22 protein-coding genes are annotated in these 20,287 nt (G+C 39.6%); 18 read left to right on the top strand and 4 right to left on the bottom strand.

Features of this window, described 5'->3' with window-relative positions:
- Position 1: 1 nt before the first annotated feature.
- A complete protein-coding gene (locus L5M40_RS14480) occupies positions 2 to 1,108 on the bottom strand; it encodes an efflux RND transporter periplasmic adaptor subunit (RefSeq protein WP_263177086.1) in 1,107 nt (368 codons plus the stop codon).
- Positions 1,109 to 1,247: 139 nt separating this feature from the next.
- Here L5M40_RS14480 and L5M40_RS14475 point away from each other — a divergent pair, with 139 nt between their 5' ends.
- Positions 1,248 to 1,877: a TetR/AcrR family transcriptional regulator gene (locus L5M40_RS14475; protein ID WP_105251906.1), complete on the top strand. Its 630-nt coding sequence runs from the start codon at positions 1,248 to 1,250 to the stop codon at positions 1,875 to 1,877.
- A 120-nt stretch (positions 1,878 to 1,997) separates the two neighbouring features.
- A complete protein-coding gene (locus tag L5M40_RS14470; RefSeq protein WP_263177085.1) occupies positions 1,998 to 2,942 on the top strand; it encodes an autotransporter outer membrane beta-barrel domain-containing protein in 945 nt (314 codons plus the stop codon).
- A gap of 12 nt (positions 2,943 to 2,954) precedes the next feature.
- On the opposite strand, the gene L5M40_RS14465 is transcribed toward L5M40_RS14470, so the two are convergent.
- From L5M40_RS14465 to L5M40_RS14455, 3 genes are all read right to left on the bottom strand, one after another.
- Positions 2,955 to 3,515, bottom strand: coding sequence for a chalcone isomerase family protein (locus L5M40_RS14465; protein ID WP_263177084.1), 561 nt, complete (start codon positions 3,513 to 3,515; stop codon positions 2,955 to 2,957).
- A 300-nt stretch (positions 3,516 to 3,815) separates the two neighbouring features.
- Positions 3,816 to 4,295, bottom strand: a complete 480-nt coding sequence (locus L5M40_RS14460) for a DUF2947 domain-containing protein (protein ID WP_263177083.1) — start codon at positions 4,293 to 4,295, stop codon at positions 3,816 to 3,818.
- Between the two features lie 118 nt (positions 4,296 to 4,413).
- The gene (locus tag L5M40_RS14455; RefSeq protein WP_263177082.1) at positions 4,414 to 6,879 is read right to left on the bottom strand and encodes a 6-hydroxymethylpterin diphosphokinase MptE-like protein; all 2,466 of its coding nucleotides are present in this window, start codon (positions 6,877 to 6,879) and stop codon (positions 4,414 to 4,416) included.
- Positions 6,880 to 7,253: 374 nt separating this feature from the next.
- On the opposite strand from L5M40_RS14455, the gene pseB reads away from it, so the two are divergent.
- Genes pseB through L5M40_RS14375 form a run of 16 tightly spaced genes read left to right on the top strand, consistent with a single transcriptional unit; the run spans position 7,254 to position 20,254 of the window.
- Positions 7,254 to 8,249: a UDP-N-acetylglucosamine 4,6-dehydratase (inverting) gene (pseB, locus tag L5M40_RS14450; RefSeq protein WP_220590761.1), complete on the top strand. Its 996-nt coding sequence runs from the start codon at positions 7,254 to 7,256 to the stop codon at positions 8,247 to 8,249.
- A complete protein-coding gene (gene pseC / locus L5M40_RS14445; RefSeq protein ID WP_220590760.1) occupies positions 8,246 to 9,394 on the top strand; it encodes a UDP-4-amino-4,6-dideoxy-N-acetyl-beta-L-altrosamine transaminase in 1,149 nt (382 codons plus the stop codon). Before pseB ends, pseC begins: the two co-directional genes overlap by 4 nt.
- Positions 9,391 to 10,095, top strand: coding sequence for a pseudaminic acid cytidylyltransferase (gene pseF / locus L5M40_RS14440; RefSeq protein WP_220590759.1), 705 nt, complete (start codon positions 9,391 to 9,393; stop codon positions 10,093 to 10,095). Before pseC ends, pseF begins: the two co-directional genes overlap by 4 nt.
- Positions 10,092 to 11,207 carry a UDP-2,4-diacetamido-2,4,6-trideoxy-beta-L-altropyranose hydrolase gene (gene pseG / locus L5M40_RS14435; RefSeq protein ID WP_263177081.1) on the top strand — a complete coding sequence of 372 codons (1,116 nt, stop codon included), beginning with the start codon at positions 10,092 to 10,094 and terminating at the stop codon, positions 11,205 to 11,207. The genes pseF and pseG overlap by 4 nt, the downstream gene beginning before the upstream one ends.
- 3 nt (positions 11,208 to 11,210) lie before the next feature.
- A complete protein-coding gene (pseI, locus tag L5M40_RS14430) occupies positions 11,211 to 12,260 on the top strand; it encodes a pseudaminic acid synthase (protein ID WP_028761229.1) in 1,050 nt (349 codons plus the stop codon).
- A 53-nt stretch (positions 12,261 to 12,313) separates the two neighbouring features.
- A complete protein-coding gene (locus L5M40_RS14425) occupies positions 12,314 to 12,841 on the top strand; it encodes a GNAT family N-acetyltransferase (protein WP_231466254.1) in 528 nt (175 codons plus the stop codon).
- The gene (locus L5M40_RS14420; RefSeq protein WP_011788733.1) at positions 12,838 to 13,068 is read left to right on the top strand and encodes an acyl carrier protein; all 231 of its coding nucleotides are present in this window, start codon (positions 12,838 to 12,840) and stop codon (positions 13,066 to 13,068) included. The genes L5M40_RS14425 and L5M40_RS14420 overlap by 4 nt, the downstream gene beginning before the upstream one ends.
- A complete protein-coding gene (locus L5M40_RS14415) occupies positions 13,068 to 13,814 on the top strand; it encodes an SDR family NAD(P)-dependent oxidoreductase (protein WP_028761227.1) in 747 nt (248 codons plus the stop codon). The genes L5M40_RS14420 and L5M40_RS14415 overlap by 1 nt, the downstream gene beginning before the upstream one ends.
- Before the next feature lie 32 nt (positions 13,815 to 13,846).
- Entirely contained in the window at positions 13,847 to 15,208 is a 1,362-nt protein-coding gene (locus tag L5M40_RS14410) for an AMP-binding protein (RefSeq protein WP_263256826.1), read from the top strand.
- Complete coding sequence (locus tag L5M40_RS14405) at positions 15,205 to 16,260, top strand: acyl-protein synthetase (RefSeq protein ID WP_220590756.1); 1,056 nt, start codon at positions 15,205 to 15,207, stop codon at positions 16,258 to 16,260. Before L5M40_RS14410 ends, L5M40_RS14405 begins: the two co-directional genes overlap by 4 nt.
- Positions 16,239 to 17,429, top strand: coding sequence for an acyl-CoA reductase (locus tag L5M40_RS14400; RefSeq protein WP_263256824.1), 1,191 nt, complete (start codon positions 16,239 to 16,241; stop codon positions 17,427 to 17,429). Before L5M40_RS14405 ends, L5M40_RS14400 begins: the two co-directional genes overlap by 22 nt.
- Positions 17,422 to 18,267 carry a LicD family protein gene (locus L5M40_RS14395; protein WP_263256822.1) on the top strand — a complete coding sequence of 282 codons (846 nt, stop codon included), beginning with the start codon at positions 17,422 to 17,424 and terminating at the stop codon, positions 18,265 to 18,267. The genes L5M40_RS14400 and L5M40_RS14395 overlap by 8 nt, the downstream gene beginning before the upstream one ends.
- Positions 18,268 to 18,282: 15 nt before the next feature.
- Positions 18,283 to 19,023 (top strand): class I SAM-dependent methyltransferase, encoded by a 741-nt coding sequence (locus L5M40_RS14390; RefSeq protein ID WP_028761222.1) that lies wholly within the window; start codon positions 18,283 to 18,285, stop codon positions 19,021 to 19,023.
- Positions 19,024 to 19,032: 9 nt separating this feature from the next.
- Entirely contained in the window at positions 19,033 to 19,632 is a 600-nt protein-coding gene (locus L5M40_RS14385) for an HAD-IB family phosphatase (protein WP_028761221.1), read from the top strand.
- Positions 19,608 to 19,949: an NTP transferase domain-containing protein gene (locus tag L5M40_RS14380; protein ID WP_263256821.1), complete on the top strand. Its 342-nt coding sequence runs from the start codon at positions 19,608 to 19,610 to the stop codon at positions 19,947 to 19,949. Before L5M40_RS14385 ends, L5M40_RS14380 begins: the two co-directional genes overlap by 25 nt.
- Positions 19,943 to 20,254: a hypothetical protein gene (locus L5M40_RS14375; RefSeq protein ID WP_263256820.1), complete on the top strand. Its 312-nt coding sequence runs from the start codon at positions 19,943 to 19,945 to the stop codon at positions 20,252 to 20,254. The genes L5M40_RS14380 and L5M40_RS14375 overlap by 7 nt, the downstream gene beginning before the upstream one ends.
- Positions 20,255 to 20,287: the final 33 nt, after the last annotated feature.

The following is a 20,287-nucleotide window of genomic DNA, read 5'->3' as shown; positions in this document are numbered from 1 at the left end:
ATTACCTCGTGGCTGCAGCAATGGGAGATACAGTTTGGCCTACGACCAGCTTATGCAGCCCTTGGCTGACATAGATTTCATTAGGCTGAATCGCGCCTTGAATGTAGGCCATGTCTTGGGTGGTGTAGAGGATTTCCACATCGCGGCGCTCTATGATGGATTGCTGTTCATAGTTTGCGATGACATAGAGATTCCATAATCCGCGAATACCATCCGTCAGTGCGGAAATGGGTACCCAATAGCCCGGTTGCGGGATTTGCTGTTGTTGATGCAGATACGCAATTTCACCGTTAATCACACGGGCATCTTGGGGTAGGCTGATCCTAAGTTGTAGGGTACGACTGACGGGATTGACTTCAGCGCTAATACCGGCAATTTCAGCAGGAAAGGTTTGATCTCGTACACTAACTTGCACTTGCTGTTTGGTGTGAAATTGCTCTGCTAGCGCAACAGGAACACCAATATAAGCTTCAGGATTGATGTTACCCACTAAGGTGAAGATAGGACTGCCCGCGGCAATCACTTCGCCAAGATTATGTAGCCTTTGGCTTATGGTGCCGTCAAAGGGCGCCACTAAGATGGATTTATCGAGCTTAAGTTGATTGGCATGCTGTGAGGCAAATAGGCGGTTTTTCGCTGCGGCTAAGCTATTTAATTGTGAGCGGTTTTCATCTAATAGCTGCTCAGAGACATAGCCCGATTTTTTCAATTCTTGATTACGTTTTAGAGTGCTGGTGGCCAGATCAACATCGGCTTGGATTTGTGCCAGACTTGCTTGGATCTCTTGACGCTCGGCTTCGAGTAGCCGGGTATCGAGAACTGCAAGTATTTGTCCTTGCTTAACTTTACTCCCAGAATTGACCTGTAAATTGTTCAACTTCCCCGCTAGTTCAAAGCCTACACCTGTGGTATTACCTGCACGGATGGTGCCAGTGAAGGTCTGAAAGTGTTCATAACTAGGGGTCTGGATCAACGCTTGGCTTGTGACTGTGGGTAGCGTGGCTGTCGTAGCGTGTTCGGTGATTTCCTTTTGACAGGCGGATAATGTGGCTAAAGCAAACACGCAGACGCTAAGAGTGCGCCAAGAAAGTCGGGCAGTTCGATCCATTTTAAAGGCTTCCGCTGTAAGTTAAACGTTAATGCTATGTAACTAGACTTGCTAGTCTAGTTGTACAAAACTAGACTGTCTAGTCTATTTTGTGCTTAACTAATGCCAATTAATTATGTCTATCTATTCGAGAGTTGATATGACGCATTCCTCTGAGACGCAATTACCTTTGAGCCGTAGTGAACAGAAACGTCAGCAAGTCCTTGTGGCTGCTATTGATTTGTTTTGTCGTCAAGGTTTCCCTCATACCAGTATGGATGAGGTTGCAAAGCTTGCGGGCGTGTCGAAACAAACCGTATATTCCCATTACGGCAGCAAAGATGAATTATTTGTTGCGGCAATTGAATCTAAGTGTGTTGGCCATAATCTTAACGATGATTTGTTAAGTGATCCCACTAAGCCGGAATCGGCATTAACCCAATTTGCCTTGCAATTTGGGGAGATGATCGTCAGTCCTGAAGCTATTACCGTATTCAAAGCCTGTGTGGCGCAATCCGAAAGTCATCCTGAAGTGTCGCGATTGTTCTTTGATGCAGGCCCTAAACACATAGTGGGCTTATTGGCGGATTATTTAGTCGCTGTAGAGGCGTTAGGGCAATATCGATTTGGTAATGCTCACCATAGTGCAGTGCGTTTATGTTTAATGTTGTTTGGTGAGTTAAAACTTAAATTAGAATTGGGATTAGTGGCCGATGAGCTTTTTGACGACAGGAATCATTATATATTGGGTTGTGCTGACATGTTCTTGAGGGCGCATCGGGTAGAGTGAAGGCTTGTTTGTTTTAGAGGTATTAGTTTGTATCTTCATTTTGAAAGTGTGAACCTTTTTATTCAATAGCGCGTATTATGCACAAAAATTTATCCATTATTTTAAATGCAAGGAGCTAGCGTGGCTAATCGAAAACTCGCACCATTAAGCGCAAAACAGCGGTTGCTGAAAGGCAGTTTGTTATTGTTACCGTTAATGAGCTGTGCCGCTATTGCAGCGGATAAATCTTCGCAGGAATACAAACCTTTTAGATTAAGTGTCACGCAGATCAGCACCCAGAGCGCCGAGGTGGCCAATGGCAATACAGAGCTACAAAGGGACAGCTTATTACTGAATGCTGGGATGAATGTGTCGCTGGATAAGCAATGGTCGCTAGGCTTTCGTGTGGGTTATGACAGACTTGATTATGACTGGCGTAACATCACACTTACTGGCGCAAACAATGTCGCATCGCTGTTTGGTACCGACGGACAGAATTGGGATCATATTAATCGTTACCGTGCCGGAGTGTCGTTAAATTATCGCATGGATAAACATTGGGCCTTCTTTTTAGCACCGCAGATCCAATACGCCTACGCCGATACTGCATCGGCTAGCCAAGCTCAGAGTTACGGTATTGTGGCATCGGCCATGTATGCATTTGATTCGGGAAACATGATTGGCTTTGGCGTCGCGTATCTTAATGATATCGATGAAGTTCGCACTGTGCCTTATCTTGCCATGCGTTGGCAGATAGATGAACATTGGACACTGGCTAATCCATTCCAAGCTGGTTTTAGTGGTCCAGCAGGACTAGAGCTCAGTTATCAATTCAATCCTGATTGGAATATTGGTTTGGGGAGTTCACGTCGTACTGAGCGATTCCTTATTGAGGATGATGATATTGCTGTGGAAACGAACGAATGGGTGAGTTATCTGCGTGGCGGTTGGCGAGCAACGCCTGCTTTAACTGTAAATCTCTATGCTGGTTATTACTTTGATGGTGAGTTAGAAGTGACAAATCAAGCCGCGCTTGAAATGGATAACCAAGGCGCAGCGGCCTTGGATATCGAATTCAAATTCTAACGTTAATGTCAGTTATTTGCCCAGCATGGCCTCTTTGAGGCTTTTCTGGGCTGGCTTATCACCTAGCCAAATTTTTAACAGTGCTTGACGGAACATTTCACCTTCGATGGTGGCTTGTTCCTGACCATTTTTATAGGTTGTCACGCCACGGGCTTTATTGGCGACTAAGGTAAATTGGTCACCTTCTTTAATTTCTTCCTTAAACAGCGCCATAAAGGTATCTATTTGCGGTTGAATATCGGCGGTGTTTTCTGCCGTCGCTTGCTCAAAACCTTCAGTGATCGCATCGCGCATTTTTTCTGAGGTGATCATGCCTGAGGTAATGTTAAGGCGGATTGCCGCAATTGGTGCATCAATAACCGCTGCTGTGCTACTCAATGCTGCTGGCAAATACAAACTACCTACGTATAAATCCATAAAGAACTTACTGCGAACGCCCGCGCCATTGAGCTGTAATGTTTGGCTATCTAATGTCACTGTCTCGGCGACTTGCACTCCTGAGACTTCTTTGGCCATTAATGTGTGGGGTAATAACAGCGCGCTTGCTAGGGTAAGAGTGGAGAGTAACTTCATAATACACCTCATTTTTCTATTTTAATTATTGGGTTTTAAGCAGATTTTTATGAGTATTTACAGCAAAAAGTTGACCCAAACTTCTCAAATACTCGACACCGAAAACGGATGTTAATCTAAAGAAGAGGAGAGAGATAGGCTAATTGTGCTTACGCATTATTCGAAAATGGCTAATATGGCATACTCATCATTAAATATGAGCATGCCAACAAGATGACTCATCGCGCTAAATTATCGGCGTAAAAGTGTTGGCGTAAAGCTATCGATGGGAAATCATCAGCGTTAAGTGCCCTGTATAAATTATCCGCGAGTGCCTAGCTTGTATTGACCACTCTGTTCGAACATCACCGCTTGTTTCTGTTTTGGCGAGATCAAAATGGGACCGTCGTCAAAGAAAAGAAAACACTTCCAATTGCGGACGAACACATCCCAACGAGTTTCAATAATCTGATATTTTTCATAGCAAAAATACACCGGCGTCTCATCGGGCCATTGTATAAACTCAGCTAACATGGTGGGTAAACTGCTATCTTCACTATCCCAAGCGCTCTGCCAATGATCTGTTTCCACCCAAGCATCAGCCTTCGCCGCCCAATCTCCCTTAGTAAATTGCTCCGCACGACTACTCTTGTTGCTGATCCATTGATTCCAGATTTCCATCGCACTTTTATCTGTTAACGGCAGGATATGCACCTTGTCCTCGTCAGTGACAGGCAAGTCTTTGTGGTTGAAAATCCACTTACGGCGGTAAGTTTCTAAAGGTATATAGGTATGAGCCAAACAAAATCTCCTAGGATATGCAGATGAGCAATGCTGAAACGAGGCTAATTATACGGTCTAGCGAGGTAATAGTGAAATCACCGAACACGAATATGCGAGTTCGGTGATCTTGAGCCTGTTATTGTGAGACGTTCATTAGTCTTGTGAGTTCAGATAAGTAATCACGTGCCACTTGATTATCGGGATCGGCATTAATTGCATTAGAAAATGCAGTGTGCGAAGCTTCTACTTGATTGATTTCAAACATGAATAATCCAAGTTTTATCCATGTTTGTGTATCCGATGGATACTTCTCTAAGTAATCTAGGTAGACATTAACTGAGTCTTGAATCTTGCCTTGGAGTTTTAAAATATGCGCATACTGAGGCATGTACTCATCACTATAAGCCAAAATTTTGACTAGAGTTGCTGTTGCAAGCTCAAGGTTACTTAGTTTGAGCGCCAGTAAAATAATATGCTTTAACTCCATCTCAGTGCAGATATCTTCTGGTAATACTAATAGTGCATCTAAGGCTTGTTGAGGTTGTTGCTCAAGACTGAGCTTAAATGACAATGCTAAATAATACAGTCGCTTAGCCTCAGAATCATTTTCTATCATTTGGTGTAAGTTACTGACTATGTGAGATAAGCCGTAATGATTTTGGGACTGATTAAGTCGTAATATCTTAGTGTAGATCCTCTCCATCGCAGACCCTGCACTTAGCTTTTCAACAAAAGCTTGTCTTACTTGCGTCAGATTTTGTTTAAAAAGATGCTCTAACTCTGCCAAGATTAATTGCTCATCTGAAGATAAAATGCATGGCTGATGCCAATTTTTCCAAATAATACTTCTTCCTGGTTGATTATCTTGTTTCCATTTTTTTGCTAATTCTGCAAGTGGAGTGTTGCTCATTTCAGTAAGTCGAAATTGTAACTTACAACTAGAGTTTTCAATTAAATTTAGTATGTTGATACAACTTTCTAGAAAAGCATCATAGTATTTTTTTGTCATCTTATTCATATGAGATTGAGTCCAGCTCTCTATATCTCTCGTTGATAAGAAGTGAGAAAATTCAAAATATCCATAAAGCTTACATAGCTTAGCTAGTTGGCTATATTTTTTGTTAATTTTATCTTCTATTGTGTTTATCTTTTCTAATGCATTGGTTTTTTTTATTGAGTTAGTGTTTAGGTTTATTGATAATTTTTTTGCTTTTTTTATTAGAGTTAATAATTCTAATGTATCATTAACTGTTTTTAGACACTCATTTTTAGTGCTCAATAAATCAAGCTTTAAATCTGTTAGTGATGGTAAACTTAACGCTATTTTTTTTGTCGTAAAACTATCCAATGTAATAGTTGTGGGGTCACAATAAGTGATCCCACTGATTTTTGCGGCATGACTGCAAAGATTAATCATTTCAACATTAGTATAGGTTTTGGCTTCATACTCAAGGGACTCCATTGCATACTTTAGTTGTATTAATGTTTCAGCTTGATGACCGTCATATGTCTCGACCCAGATTGTATTATGCCCTAATCTCGGGCCTAAGCTTGCTTCGATTGTTCCACTGGCATGGCTATATCCTGATTTTGAGTAACAGAAATCAACACCACTAAGCAATATTCTGGTAAATCCCATCTCTATAGCCAAACGAACGGCACTGTTGGTTACTGTAGGCCCAACTGTTGTGATATTGTCGATGTCAGCGTCATTTTTCCAGGGAAAACGCTGTCCCATATACATGCATTTCCCTGGCCACTGTGAAAGAATTTTAGGGCTTACATGATATGAATGAACAAGTAGAGTTTTGTCATTTAAATCAAACATGCCACGGCTAACATCAAAGCTAGCATCCTGCGGATCAACACACACAACAATATCTACGGAAACTCCAAAATTTGTTAACTTTCCTGCAATTCTTGATACCGCAATGATAAAAATATTTTTTTGGTTGTCTTTTATCCATTGGATGTTACTGTCTAATGACGGTCCGCCAGCAATGACAATACAAGTTTTTCCATTAAAAGTATTTCTAAGGAGTTTTACTTGCGTGTGATTATCTGCAATATTTTCAAGTTGTGTCTTAACAAATATTTTTTGTGTGAAACTGATTCTGTTGTCAAAATATTCATTCTGCAATCTTGACTCTACAAGATTAAATAGTGCGTTATAGTCTTCCATGTGTCTTGACACTACTGCAAGTGATGATGTGAGGGTATATTCTCCCTTTGCGATGAAAAGCTTAATATCTTCTTGTTTAAATAGGTCGTCTAATCCTAATTCGTCAATAATGACGAGTTTACTTTGCAACTCAGAAGGAATGTCAATCACTAATAAAGGGCATATTGAAGACAACTCGATAAAAACAAATTTACTACCCTCTGGAATACCTTCTTCTAGAATATAGTTTGCTAATAATCCAGAGTCCATCCCAACTACAATATTGAGTTTGTCTTGTTTTGAAAATGTTGCTTTAAACTTCTTGTCGTAAATGCTCTTAGAATCAATGCTCTCAAACATGTGGCGGTTAATACTAGGTAAGTAGTACTCATTGAAGCGACTTATCGCAAAGTTATTCAATATGTTAGTTTGTAATTGCATATTTTCCTCGGTTAGGTCGAATCACTTAAGAGCAGATTCATATGTCGCTTACACGATGCCATGTTTTAATTATCAGCAAATAGTGTTCCATTTTTGTGCCTGTTACTCAGCAAAAATTTGACACTGTGACTTGGCCTTATTTTTTTAAACAAAAGTGCTTGTTTATTACTCGAAAAACGAGGTTACTATAAAAAATTTATATTTTACCTATACTTGCCTATAATGATATCACTTTATGACATGGAATTTTTACAGGTTTAATTCTCATACCAACTTTTGGCGCAAAACTTGTATGTATGAAGCACTATTGAAGAGTTGACTCATAGTTGTCACAAGCAGTTAATCGAAGGTTTAAACAGTAAGTGGGGAGCTTTATGTTTGATAATAAAACAATTTTGATTACCGGTGGCACTGGGTCATTTGGACAAAAATACACTAAAACTATTCTTGAACGATATAAGCCTAAACGTTTGATCATTTTTTCCAGAGACGAACTTAAACAGTATGAAATGCAACAGGTTTTTAATGCCTCTTGTATGCGATATTTTATTGGTGATGTCCGTGATGGTGAGAGATTAATGCAGGCTTTCAAAGACGTGGATTTTGTCATCCACGCAGCAGCCCTAAAACAGGTCCCTGCTGCTGAATATAATCCAATGGAATGTATAAAAACCAATATTTATGGAGCGGAAAATGTCATTCGTGCCGCTATCAGTAATAATGTTAAAAAAGTCATTGCACTCTCAACTGACAAAGCTGCAAGCCCGATTAATTTATACGGTGCGACTAAGCTGGCCTCCGACAAACTCTTTGTGGCCGCTAATAACGTAGTCGGTGATGGTAAAACCCGTTTCTCAGCAGTACGTTATGGTAATGTGGTAGGTTCACGAGGTTCTGTAGTTCCTTTTTTTAAGCAGCTTATCACAAATGGGACTACCTCTCTCCCGATTACTCATCCGGATATGACGCGTTTTTGGATTACATTACAAGATGGCGTTGATTTTGTTTTGAAAAATTTTGCACGAATGCAAGGCGGTGAAATTTTTGTTCCGAAAATACCATCGGTTAGAATCACTGATCTGGCCAAAGCTTATGGTCCACATTTGGAACAACAAATTGTCGGTATTCGTCCGGGTGAGAAAATGCATGAGGTAATGTGCCCTGGTGATGACTCACACCATACCATTGAGTTTGCTGATCACTTTGTGATAACTCCTAGTATCAAGTTTTTTAGCCGTGAAAACGACTATACGAAAAATTTATTGGATGAAAAAGGGCAAGCGGTGTCACAAGGATTTGAATACCACTCGGGTAACAACCCACATTTTTTAAGTATTGATGAAATACTAAAGCTGGATGCAATATCATGATCCTTTATGGAAAACAGGATATAAATCAAAATGATATTGATGCAGTTGTTAATGTGCTGCAGTCTGAATACCTTACTCAGGGACCAAAAGTTGCTGAATTTGAGCAGGCAATCTCTGAATCTGTCGGTGCTAATTATAGTGTTGCAGTCAACAGCGCGACTTCGGCATTACACATCGCTTGTTTAGCCTTAGGTGTTGTGAGCAACGATTTGGTATGGACGACGCCTATTACCTTTGTTGCCTCGGCAAACTGTGCCCTTTATTGCGGTGCAGAGATTGATTTCGTCGATGTTGAACCTACAACGGGAAATATGTCGTCTTCGGCCTTAGCTGCCAAGTTGCTCTTAGCTAATGCAAATGGTCGGCTACCAAAAGTGATCATCGCTGTGCATATGGCGGGACATTCTTGCAATATGCAAGCTATTGCGCAGTTGGTTAAACAGTATGGTATTAAAGTGATTGAGGATGCCTCCCATGGCATTGGAGGATCCTACCAATCAAAAAAAATTGGAGCTTGCCAATATAGCGATATTACAATTTTTAGTTTTCATCCGGTAAAAATAATTACCACGGCTGAAGGTGGAGTTGCTACAACAAACAGTAAACCTATTGCTGACGCAATGGCAATGTATCGAAGCCATGGCATCACTAAAGATCCTGCCTTAATGGAAAGGCCGCAAGAGGGCGACTGGTATTATGAACAGCACCATTTAGGTTTTAATTACCGGATGACGGATCTGCAAGCTGCACTCGGTGTGTCTCAATTAACTCGGATAGACGAGTTTGTGGAAAAACGTAATACATTAGCTGCAATATACCGTAGCCAACTTACGGACTTGCCTATCAACGTTGTTGAACCAATAGAACAATCCTACAGTGCAAGGCATTTGTTTATCATTAGGTTATTACAACCTGATAAACGTAAAGCGATTTTTGACGCAATGCGGGCTCAAGGCATTCAAGTGCATGTGCATTATTTTCCTGTTCATCTTCAACCTTACTATCAGAAACTCGGGTTTAGTGTAGGACAATTTCCTGAGGCTGAGCGTTTCTATCGGTCGATACTGACGTTGCCTTTATATCCTGATCTTACTGCTGAGCAGATTGGTTATATCTGTGACAACTTAAGGGAATTGTTGATATGAGAGTGGCGATTATTCCCGCACGAGGAGGAAGCAAGCGTATTGCGCATAAGAATATTCGTCATTTTAATGGTAAACCGATGATTTCGTATCCAATTACTGCCGCTATACGTAGTGGGAGCTTTGATAAAATAATTGTATCGACTGATTCTATGGAAATTGCCACGATTGCTAGATCTTTTGGTGCAGAAACCCCTTTTATGCGCCCGAGTGAGTTAGCAGATGATTTTGTCGGTACCACTCCAGTCGTGCGTCATGCCCTTAATGAATTAGCTTCTTTAGGCGACGTTGTTGACATTTGTTGCTGTATATATGCAACGACCCCTTTGCTTCAATATTCATTTTTACGAGAGGCTGGTGAGTTACTTGAATCGGCACCCAATCTTGATTATGTATTTTCGGCTTGCCGTTTTTCATTCCCCATCCAACGGGCTTTGATATTAGATGCCGATGGCAGCATATTACCTTTTGATAACAAGAGTATTGGTCAACGATCGCAAGATTTAGTTGAGACATATCATGATGCTGGTCAGTTCTACTGGGGGAGAGCTAGTGCTTTTTTGAATGAGGAAACTCGAGTATTTGGTGCTCGGTCACGAATGAAACTCTTGCCCAGTTATATGGTTGCGGATATTGATACCTTAGCGGATTGGGAACGCGCTGAGGTGTTATATGATGTATTGAAAAAGCAAGGTAAGCTATGAAATTGGCCATTCGAGTTGATGCCTCAATTAGAATCGGTACTGGACATGTTGCCCGTTGTTTAGCGTTCGCGAGCGCGTTAAAGAAAACCTTCCTCAATCTGGATATTACATTTCTTTGTCGAAATGCACTTGGCAATATGAATGCCCACATACGTGCGCAAGGATACCGTGTTTGTGAGTTAGATATAAATGAGGTTGATTTGGCATTTACTGGCAAAGAGTTGCAGGTAAATTGCCAGCAGAATGAGGCTGATATCTGTCTTAAACAACTTGGAAGTAATAAATATCATCTACTCATTGTCGATCACTATGGGCTAAGTGAGCACTTTTGCTGCAAGATGCGACTTAAATGCGAGCAAATCATGGTGATTGATGACTTGGCAAATCGTAAACACGATTGTGATTTACTGCTTGATCAAAATTTATTGCCTGAATTCAGTAATCGATATCGGGATTTAGTCAACAAAGAGACTTTGTTATTGCTAGGCCCTAAATATGCCTTATTAAGGGATGAGTTTTATTTGGAATACCATCCTATGTTGTTCGAAAAAGTACCAAATATTTTGGTTTTTTTTGGTGGAAGTGACTCCGCAAATGTCACTCGAACTGCATTGTTGGGGCTGACTCGGGTTTTAAAACCAGCATTCAAAGCTCAAGATTTTAATATTGATGTTGTTCTGGGGGCCTCGAATCCCTGGAAAGAAAGTCTATTTGCGGAATTTGCTGATTGTCAGTACCTAAGCTGGCATGTGCAATGCGATTATATTGCAAAGTTAATGACAAATGCGACTTTATCACTCGGCGCAGGGGGAAGTAGCCATTGGGAGCGTTGTATCACTGGTGTACCTTCAGTTGTAATCACGGTTGCCGATAACCAGATTGCAACAACCCAATACCTTGCTTCATTAGGAGCTTGTCAATTTCTTGGAGACGTTAAGAATGTCACTTCAGAAGAGATTGCTCTAGCGGTTAACAGGCTGTTAGGGTCATTAGAATTACGTCAACAATTATCGGATAACGCGCGACAGATCATCAATCTTGATGATGGTTTGCCCAGAGTTTTAGATGCTTTAAAAATATATTTGGCTACAACAGGTATGGGAGAAAGTTAAATCATGCAGGTAATCAAAGTTGACCATTGTCACATCGGTCCTGGCCAGCCAGTGTTTGTCATTGCAGAATTATCAGGAAACCATGGACAATCGCTTGAAAAGGCCAAAGAGATGATATTGGCCGCCGCTGAAGCTGGGGCGAGCGCTATTAAGCTACAAACATATACTCCTGATACTATTACCTTAAATGTTAGCCATGGTGAATTTTTTATTCAGGACCAAGACAACTTATGGAAAGGGAGAAGCCTTTACGATCTCTATAGTGAGGCTATGACACCTTGGGAATGGCATCAGCCATTATTTGATTATGCTAAGTCGTTAGGTTTAGTTGCGTTTAGTACGCCATTTGATTTAACGGCAGTGGAATACTTGGAAAAACTTAACGTACCTTGTTACAAAATAGCTTCATTTGAAAATAATGATCATGCTTTACTGGCGGCTGTCGCCAAGACGGGTAAACCTGTGATTATGTCTACGGGAATGGCTGAAATTCATGAGCTTGCTGAAGCTGTTACGGTATTAAAGCAACATGGATGTCGCGACTTGATTTTATTAAAGTGCACTAGCCATTATCCTGCTGAGCCTGTTGATGCCAATCTATCAACTATTCCTCATTTAGCACAACTATTTGATTGTCAAGTGGGTTTATCTGACCACACGCAAGGGATTGGCGTTTCAATTGCTTCTGTGATTCTTGGCGGTACCGTAATTGAAAAACATTTCGTTATCGATAGAAATGAAGGCGGTGTTGATAGTGAGTTTTCCCTTGAGCCGAGAGAGTTTAAGTCGCTCGTTATGGAAACCGAAAGAGCCCGTGTAGCCCTAGGACGAGTGCATTATGGATGTACAACAAAGGAGATTGCATCAAGAAAATATCGGCGCTCTCTTTATGTTAGTCGGGATATGAGCGCTGGCGATATTTTGACGGTTGATAATCTTCGTTCAGTTCGCCCTGGTTTAGGCATTGCTCCAAAATATTTACATCAGTTACTCGGTAAAGCCGTCAAACAGGATATTGCAGCAGGTACGGCGATGTGTTGGGAGTTTGTATAACACTATTGTGTGGCAAGCTCTAAAACTCATACAGCATAGAGTTGAGAATTAAATTGAATAATTATGGTGTAGAACTTCGCGCTGTCGAAATGTGTGATTTACCGCTACTTAGACGTTGGCGTAATCGAGATGATATTCGTTTACAGATGATGCAAACGGACTATATATCGCCGAATCAACAACGCAACTGGTTTGAAAGTATTCAATATCGGAATGACCAACAGCATTGGGTTTTATGGTGTAAAGGACAACGAGCAGGCTATGTCAATTTAAAGGGGAATATTTCTGGTGAATTATTTGGGCAAGATATTGCTGACGCAGGAATTTATTTAGGTCCGTCACCAGTACGTCACCCAATGCTTGCGGTAGCAGCTGCATTGTCACAATTAGATTTTGGGTTTGAAACTTTACAAATCAAGGCGATAAGAACATTAGTGAAAACCGATAACCACTCTGCTTTAAGGCTCAATCAGCAGTTAGGCTATCAAGTATTGTTGAATAAACAAGATTTTATCGCATTAGAATTACTTCCAAGTGATTATTTTATTGCACGTGAAAAATTGCGGAGATTTTTTAGATGACCAGATTAGAAGTACTCTTTTCAAACGCATTAGGGCTCGATATTGAAAAGATCCATGATGAATTAGCCTACAACTCTGTACCCGAATGGGATAGCGTGGCACACATGGGATTAATTGCTCAGCTAGAGGATGCTTATGACGTACTTTTAGATACTGATGACATTATCGATATGAGTAGTGTTGGTAAAGCGAGGGTGATACTCGCTAAATATGGCGTTAATTCATAATGTCACTATTACGAGGTAAAAAAGCATTAGTAACTGGTGCCAATCGTGGTATCGGCCTAGCTATTGCCCATAAATTTGCTCAGCAAGGTGCTGAATTATGGATAAATGGCCTCGATTCAAACAAAATTGAGCAGGTAAGAGCTGAAATTGTTTCTAAGTATGGTACAGACTGCCACGCGTTATGCTTTGATGTATCGGATCCACTTGCCGTAAAAGCAGGATTTCAGCATTTATTTAAGCAAACCAAAACATTAGATGCACTTGTTAATAATGCTGGCATTATGGATGATGCTTTGCTCGGTATGGTGACTCATCAGCAGCTTGAACGAAGTTTTTCAACTAACACTTATAGTGTGATTTATTGTACTCAGTATGCTGCCAGATTAATGGAGCGAGCAGGTTCAGGATCAGTTATCAATATTGCCTCTATCATGGGAAGAGTTGGAAATGCGGGACAATCTGTTTATGCAGGAAGCAAAGCTGCGGTGATAGGTATTACTCAATCTTTAGCTAAAGAGTTAGCGAGTAAACAAATCCGAGTTAATGCCATTGCGCCGGGGTTTATTGAAACTGATCTCGTTAAGATATTAAACGAAAATACCTATGAAAGCCGTTTGCAAAGTATAGCCATGGGAAGAGCTGGTTTAGCTAGTGAAGTTGCTGATGTCGCCGCATTTTTGGCCTCTAATATGGCAAGTTATGTCACGGGTCAGGTGATAGGTGTTGATGGGGGGATGCTGATTTGAATATCTGCCTTCAAGGGTGTGGCGTCACTAAAATGTTGTCACATATAAAAGCTGATAATCCAAACTTAGCGTGGTGGGAACCTCTGCTCGGTTGGCTGACATATGGCGATATTCATCAGAAAGCGCTTCAGCTTCAGCAGACTTATCCAAGCTCAAAATGTTTAATTTACTTACCTTTTTTTAATCGTCTTTCACACGTTCTTCATTACATTGTCGCTTTAAGACTGGGACATACCCTCATGCTTGCTGACCCATTGATGAGTCACGAGCAGCGGCAATTGACCATTGATAATTATGGTGTTGATGCATGGATTGATGAGTCCGGTATGTGGCATGAGTTGACAAAAAGTAAAACAACTCACGCTAAGTTGCATCCTTCTCTTGCTTTACTATTGCCAACCTCCGGAAGTACCGGTGCATTTAAATGGGTACGCTTATCTCAAGAAAATCTCCAAAGTAACGCGCTAGCAATTGCTGAGTATTTACAGATAAATCAAGATGAGCGGGCAATTACAAGTTTGCCATTCTTTTACTCCTATGGTCTTTCTGTTCTCAATAGTCATCTTGCCGTTGGTGCCGCTTTAGTTCAAAGCGAATATAGTACAATGGATCGCCAGTTTTGGTCCTTGCTTAGTAACTTGGAGGTAACTAGTTTTGCGGGGGTCCCTTTTACCTATCAAACATTAAATAAATTGAAGTTTGACTGGTCGAGCTACCCATATCTTCGCACTATGACGCAAGCAGGCGGTCGGCTTGATTCCGAATTAGCGCGGCACTTTGCTGCCGAAGCTTTGAAACGACATAAACGATTTTTTATTATGTACGGTCAAACCGAGGCAGCTCCAAGAATGGCTTGGATAGCTGAAAATGAAATCGTTGAGCATCCCAATTCTATCGGTCGTCCCATTCCTGGCGGTGAATTTAATTTAAAACCAATTGACGGATTAGCGGAAGGGCAAGGTGAGCTTATCTACCGTGGACCAAACGTGATGATGGGTTATGCTGAAAGTGAGTTCGATCTTGCCAAGGGTGCTGAATATAAAGAGTTAGCTACTGGAGATGTTGCTTATTGTGATACAGAGGGGCGCTATTACCTTTGTGGGCGTTTAAAACGTTTTATCAAACTTTTCGGTAAACGTACTAACCTTGTAGATATTGAAACATTTCTCGAAAATAAATCTATTATTACTGCTTGCCTTAATAAAGATGATGAGTTGCTGATCGCATATGAGCCAACGGATCAAGATATAGATGCTGCGAAAAAACAACTTTCACTCTGGTTACGTATTCCTATTAACGTGATTAAGTTCATCCTTGTTCCTGTTTTGCCTCGGACTTCAAATCTTAAGATTGACTATAATACGCTGCCGCAATTATTGGAGTCATCATCATGAATTGGCTTTGGGAACACTCCATATTCGCTTTGCCACAGGTTGAGAAGGAAGCGCTGTTATTAGCTGAATTGAATAAGCTGACCTCTCATCACGAGGTCAACTGTCCTAGCTTTGCTAATATATTAAGAGCATTTCACTGGGGACATAGTGAGGATTATGCCCAGCTACCTTATCTTGCTTGCCGACTTTTTAAGTTGATGAAGTTACAAAGTATTCCCGATGCTCAAATATTCAAAATGATCAGTTCATCAGGGACTACGGGGGCTGCATCTCAAATAGTGCTTGATAGAGAAACTGCTTCGTTACAGACAAAAGTATTGGTTAAGATCCTTCAAGAGTTTATCGGAAAACAGCGACTGCCAATGCTGTTGATTGAAAAAACATCACTCGTACAAAATAGAAATGATTTTTCGGCCAGAGGAGCTGGCGCTGTTGGCCTATCATTTCTCGGTCGAGATCATACCTATGCTCTAGATAGCAATATGCAACCAGATTGGAAAACCATAGATGCTTTTTGTGAACGGTATTCAAATCAACCCATCATTTTATTTGGTTTTACCTTTATGGTATGGGAACACTTTTTAGAACAAATAAAAAAAAGAGGACACAAATTATCTTTTGAACAAGGAATATTATTTCACAGTGGCGGATGGAAAAAGTTGCAACATAAGGCAGTTGATAATGCGACATTTAAAATGCAATGTAGCGAATGGTTAGGTATTGCTAAAGTCCATAATTTTTATGGGATGGCTGAGCAAATAGGTTCAATTTTTGTTGAGTGTGAATCGGGCCATTTACATGCTCCACTTTATTCAGATGTGATAATCAGAGAGCCTACGACCTTAGCCCCTTTACCCATAGGCAAAGAGGGGCTAATACAAGTGCTTTCGGCAATCCCTAAAAGTTACCCAGGACATTCACTATTAACAGAAGATATTGGGCGAATAATTGGGATTGATAATTGTTGCTGTGGTCGTAAGGGACAGTATTTTGAAGTGATTGGACGTCAAAAAGGCGCAGAGGTCAGGGGATGCAGCGATACATTTCAATAAACCAAGCTTTAGATGCTCCTGAAGTCGAACATTTACTTAGAGGACAAACCGGGACTCGATTTAATCCTGTCCCTTTAGCCTGTTTTGCGCCTGTTATTAGAGAGTTTTTAGCGGATTTATCACAACGTCTTCAACAGCAATATCGGATGGTACCAGAGATAGCGGCTTTTGGTTTTTGGTTACGTCCACGGCAAGTTGAACAACAGGTCCTTCGCTTATCAGGTCGTGCGCCACTTGGAATGGTTTTTCATTTGGTACCATCTAACGTCCCGACAATAGCATTTTATTCTTGGATAATGGCCTTGTTAATGGGAAATTCGAGCATTATCCGATTATCGTCACGTAAACACCCCACTCAAGAGATAATGTTGGAACTACTCTCTGCAATGTTACTAGAGTCGCGTTGGAGCCCAATAGCAGAGCGAACCCGTTTTATCCGCTACCAGCATAATGATGAAATAACCAAATGGTTTAGCGAAGAATGTCATCTGAGAGTGATATGGGGAGGAGACAAAACAATCCGTGCGATTAGACAGCTTGGATTATCAGCTACTGCTCAAGAATTGGTATTTCCTGACCGTCGTTCGATGGCGATTATCGATAGTCAATGGGTATCAACATTGGATACTGATACATGGGCAAGTTTAGTGAGTGAATTTAAACAAGACTGTACGTTATTCGATCAAAAAGCTTGCTCGTCGCCCACTATGTTAGTTTGGATTGGACAACCTGATATTGCAGTAAAGCAAAGGCTATTAGAAGAGACATTTTATACTTTTGGGCTTAATTCTAGTTTGGTAATGGAACGTTTAGTTCAAAGCCAAATGAATGCTGCAATTGTTCAATCTCAAGAGTTAACGTGCTACAAAGGTGTTAGCGTATTTTCTCATCAAAAACCGACCATTTTAGATTATACAGGTCCAGGTCTATTAACTGAGAGTGTTATGCCAAATTGGCAGGCGATTAGAAATACTTATTGGGATATTCAGACTTGTGTCTATTTAGGTGAGTCACTTGCACAATGTCGCGACGAGTTAAATTATATTGTTGGACGTGTTGATCGTGTTGTTAAACCTGGCCAAGCACTTGCATTTGATTGGTATTGGGATGGGATCGATATTTTACATTCTTGCAGTAGGAAAAAATGTAACTGGGGGAGTCATGGCTAATTATTCAGGAGTTTGTATTTTATTTGGTGCTGGCGGTGGTGGCGAAAATGCGCTTTCATTATTAAAGCTTGAAGGGTGTAATATTAGCGCCATTGTCGACAATGATCTAAAAAAGCACAATACCTTTTTAGATGAAATTCCTATCTATGCTCCCGCAAAATTGAACTGCGATTTGATTTTTGACAAAATTCTTATAGCAAGTGGATACTCTAAGTCAATCTTAGCGCAATTAGCGCAATATAATATAAGCCAAGAACGTATTATTGTATTGCCTCAGTATTACTTAAAGTCTAATCGATTTTCTGATCAAGTTCTATACTCTTTAGCTTGGGATTTTATTGTTAGCTTTTCAAAAATAATGAGTAATTTAAATATTCGATATTGGTTGGATTATGGGACGTTACTTGGTGTAGTAAGAGATAATAATTTAATCCCATGGGATTCCGATCTTGACTTTTGCATTTTAGACGATAATAAAAGTTATTTTATTAATAGTTTTTCTTTTATATCTGAACATATATCTTCAACTATTAGATGTGATGTTAAAATTGAGCTGATAAAAGGTGTTGAATGTGAGCATTCAAGAGTTTTTATATCTTGTAATCGTGATAATGTAATTCTCGATATTGATGTATTTATCAAATTTAACTTCTCTGATTTTGTGTGTTTGGAAGTCATGGATAGAGTTGAGCGTTATGATGCTGAACATTATGTTACAGTTGACTTTTTGAATGTAAAAGGAATTTATTTACCAGTACCCAATAAGTATGATCAGTATTTGACAAGAGTTTACGGTAGTTGGTGTGTTGCCAACAAAGAGTGGACTTTATATTCATAAATGTAGGAGAAAATTATGGCTAGGATTTATGGCGACGATAAATTAAAACTATCCTACGATAATGTCGTAAAGTTCTTTGAGGATAGGGCGAAAAAATCAGCAGTGGTTGGAGATTTAAGTGCTGTTATTTATCAGGATAAAAATCCTGAATTAGCAATAAATCGAGATATCATTGAAAAAAAATTGTTGCTCCCAAAACTTGGAATTGATCAAAGCAGTATCGTTTTTGATGCTGGTTGTGGTACAGGGCGCTGGGCACAAGAAATTATTCCCTATTGTGGGCAATACTATGGTGCTGATATTTCTAACGGATTTATTGAGATTGCCAGTAAAAAATTTAAAAGTTATAAAAATGCGCATTTTTTTGTTTCACCTCTTTGGGAAAGAAAAATATTAAGTAAAAGTTTTAAAGGAATATGCACTCATGCTTTATCATTTGGTGTAATGATCTACATGAATGACGAAGAATTAAAAATTTATTTAGATATTTTGCTTCATCTTATGTCCGAGAAGGCTTTAATTGCTTTTAGGGAACCAATTGGTGTTGCACAAAGATTATCCATTATCGAACATTTTTCAGATGATATGGAGCAAGAGTATAATGCGATTTATAGAACTGAATTAGAATTGTTAGAAATGATTGATAGTGTTTTTAATCATTCAGGATTTAGCTTAAAAGAAAGTGGTGATGTGCATAGTGCTGCTTTATCTAACCGAAGTGATACTAAGCAAAAATACTATATTTACCAAAGATAGGTTTAATAAATGAAGACAGCATATTGTTTTGATTTAGATAGCACATTAACTACTTTAGAGATTTTACCATGTATTGCTTCAGAATTAAATATTTCTGAGGAAATGGCATTATTGACAAAGCTAACTATGGACGGTGTGATAGATTTTATCTCATCTTTTAAATTGAGAGTATTACTGTTATCAACAGTTTCAATTGAGAGAATTAACTCAATTATAGATGAAGTGCCATTAGACTTGAAATTATTAAACTTTATAAAAGAAAATCGTGAGCAATGTTTTATTGTAACCGGCAATATTGACCTATGGATTAAGCCTTTACTAGATAAGTTTGAGTGTAATTATTATTCATCATCTGCTCAATATAGTGATGGTTATATCAAACTTGATAAAGTCTTAGTTAAATCGGAAGCGATAAAAAATATCAGATCAATGGGATTTGACAGGGTTATTGCTGTTGGTGACGGAATGAATGATGTTCCGATGTTTCTCGAGTCAGATATAAAAATTGCATTTGGGGCTATTCATCACCCTCCTAAATCACTCGTAAATTTAGCGAATTATATTGTTCATAGTGGGGATTCTTTATGCAACTTATTGAAAATGTTGTGATTGCAGCTGCAGGTATGGGAGCAAGGATTGGTCTTGGCATTCCGAAATGTATGATTGATATTGAAGGGACAAACTTATTATCAAGGTTAATTAATTTGCTGGATGGATATTGCAAAAATATAGTTGTAGTTGTTGGCTATCGTGAAGAAATGGTTGTTGAGTATTGTTCTGTTTATCACCGTAATGTTATTATTGCAAGAAATCCTGATTATGCAACGACTAATACAGCTTATAGTTATCATCAAGGAGCTAAAAATTTAGTAGGGAAAACATTATATATAGATGGTGATCTATTAGTTGAAAAAATAGTATGCTAGATTTTCTTAAGACTGCAAGCTCTGTTGATGTTTTAATAGGGGTGGCAAAAGCAAATAGTGAGCAAGCTGTATATGTTGGATTGGAAGGAGAATCTGTCACCTATTTTAATCGAAATTATCAAGGTGAAGAGTATGAATGGGCAAACGTTTTTGTCGCACCTAGTAACTTCTTGACAAAAATAGATGGTTATGTTTTTGAATCAATAGAGTTAACTTTACCACTTCCCTCAAAAGAGATCGTATTAAGGGAAGTTGATACTAAAGATGATCTAGAACAAGCTATTCTATTTTGTCGTTCTTGGTGATCTTTTTAAGATGTAATATTAAAAGTAGATAGT

The sequence above is a fragment of the Shewanella sp. SM68 genome, from assembly GCF_025653925.1.
Classification (GTDB): Bacteria; Pseudomonadota; Gammaproteobacteria; order Enterobacterales; family Shewanellaceae; genus Shewanella; species Shewanella oncorhynchi.
Note: the sequence above shows the minus strand (reverse complement) of the source record. Positions and strands in the feature narration are given on the sequence as shown.

What these genes read in the sequence shown, in the direction of transcription:
- L5M40_RS14420 (WP_011788733.1), top strand. Translation starts at nt 12,838, where the DNA reads ATGACCAGATTAGAAGTACTCTTTTCAAACGCATTAGGGCTCGATATT.
- L5M40_RS14395 (WP_263256822.1), top strand. Translation starts at nt 17,422, where the DNA reads ATGGCTAATTATTCAGGAGTTTGTATTTTATTTGGTGCTGGCGGTGGT.
- pseB (WP_220590761.1), top strand. Translation starts at nt 7,254, where the DNA reads ATGTTTGATAATAAAACAATTTTGATTACCGGTGGCACTGGGTCATTT.
- L5M40_RS14375 (WP_263256820.1), top strand. Translation starts at nt 19,943, where the DNA reads ATGCTAGATTTTCTTAAGACTGCAAGCTCTGTTGATGTTTTAATAGGG.
- L5M40_RS14415 (WP_028761227.1), top strand. Translation starts at nt 13,068, where the DNA reads ATGTCACTATTACGAGGTAAAAAAGCATTAGTAACTGGTGCCAATCGT.
- pseC (WP_220590760.1), top strand. Translation starts at nt 8,246, where the DNA reads ATGATCCTTTATGGAAAACAGGATATAAATCAAAATGATATTGATGCA.
- L5M40_RS14405 (WP_220590756.1), top strand. Translation starts at nt 15,205, where the DNA reads ATGAATTGGCTTTGGGAACACTCCATATTCGCTTTGCCACAGGTTGAG.
- L5M40_RS14465 (WP_263177084.1), bottom strand. Translation starts at nt 3,515, where the DNA reads ATGAAGTTACTCTCCACTCTTACCCTAGCAAGCGCGCTGTTATTACCC.
- L5M40_RS14455 (WP_263177082.1), bottom strand. Translation starts at nt 6,879, where the DNA reads ATGCAATTACAAACTAACATATTGAATAACTTTGCGATAAGTCGCTTC.
- pseG (WP_263177081.1), top strand. Translation starts at nt 10,092, where the DNA reads ATGAAATTGGCCATTCGAGTTGATGCCTCAATTAGAATCGGTACTGGA.
- L5M40_RS14480 (WP_263177086.1), bottom strand. Translation starts at nt 1,108, where the DNA reads ATGGATCGAACTGCCCGACTTTCTTGGCGCACTCTTAGCGTCTGCGTG.
- L5M40_RS14410 (WP_263256826.1), top strand. Translation starts at nt 13,847, where the DNA reads ATGTTGTCACATATAAAAGCTGATAATCCAAACTTAGCGTGGTGGGAA.
- L5M40_RS14400 (WP_263256824.1), top strand. Translation starts at nt 16,239, where the DNA reads ATGCAGCGATACATTTCAATAAACCAAGCTTTAGATGCTCCTGAAGTC.
- pseF (WP_220590759.1), top strand. Translation starts at nt 9,391, where the DNA reads ATGAGAGTGGCGATTATTCCCGCACGAGGAGGAAGCAAGCGTATTGCG.
- L5M40_RS14385 (WP_028761221.1), top strand. Translation starts at nt 19,033, where the DNA reads ATGAAGACAGCATATTGTTTTGATTTAGATAGCACATTAACTACTTTA.
- L5M40_RS14475 (WP_105251906.1), top strand. Translation starts at nt 1,248, where the DNA reads ATGACGCATTCCTCTGAGACGCAATTACCTTTGAGCCGTAGTGAACAG.
- pseI (WP_028761229.1), top strand. Translation starts at nt 11,211, where the DNA reads ATGCAGGTAATCAAAGTTGACCATTGTCACATCGGTCCTGGCCAGCCA.
- L5M40_RS14390 (WP_028761222.1), top strand. Translation starts at nt 18,283, where the DNA reads ATGGCTAGGATTTATGGCGACGATAAATTAAAACTATCCTACGATAAT.
- L5M40_RS14380 (WP_263256821.1), top strand. Translation starts at nt 19,608, where the DNA reads ATGCAACTTATTGAAAATGTTGTGATTGCAGCTGCAGGTATGGGAGCA.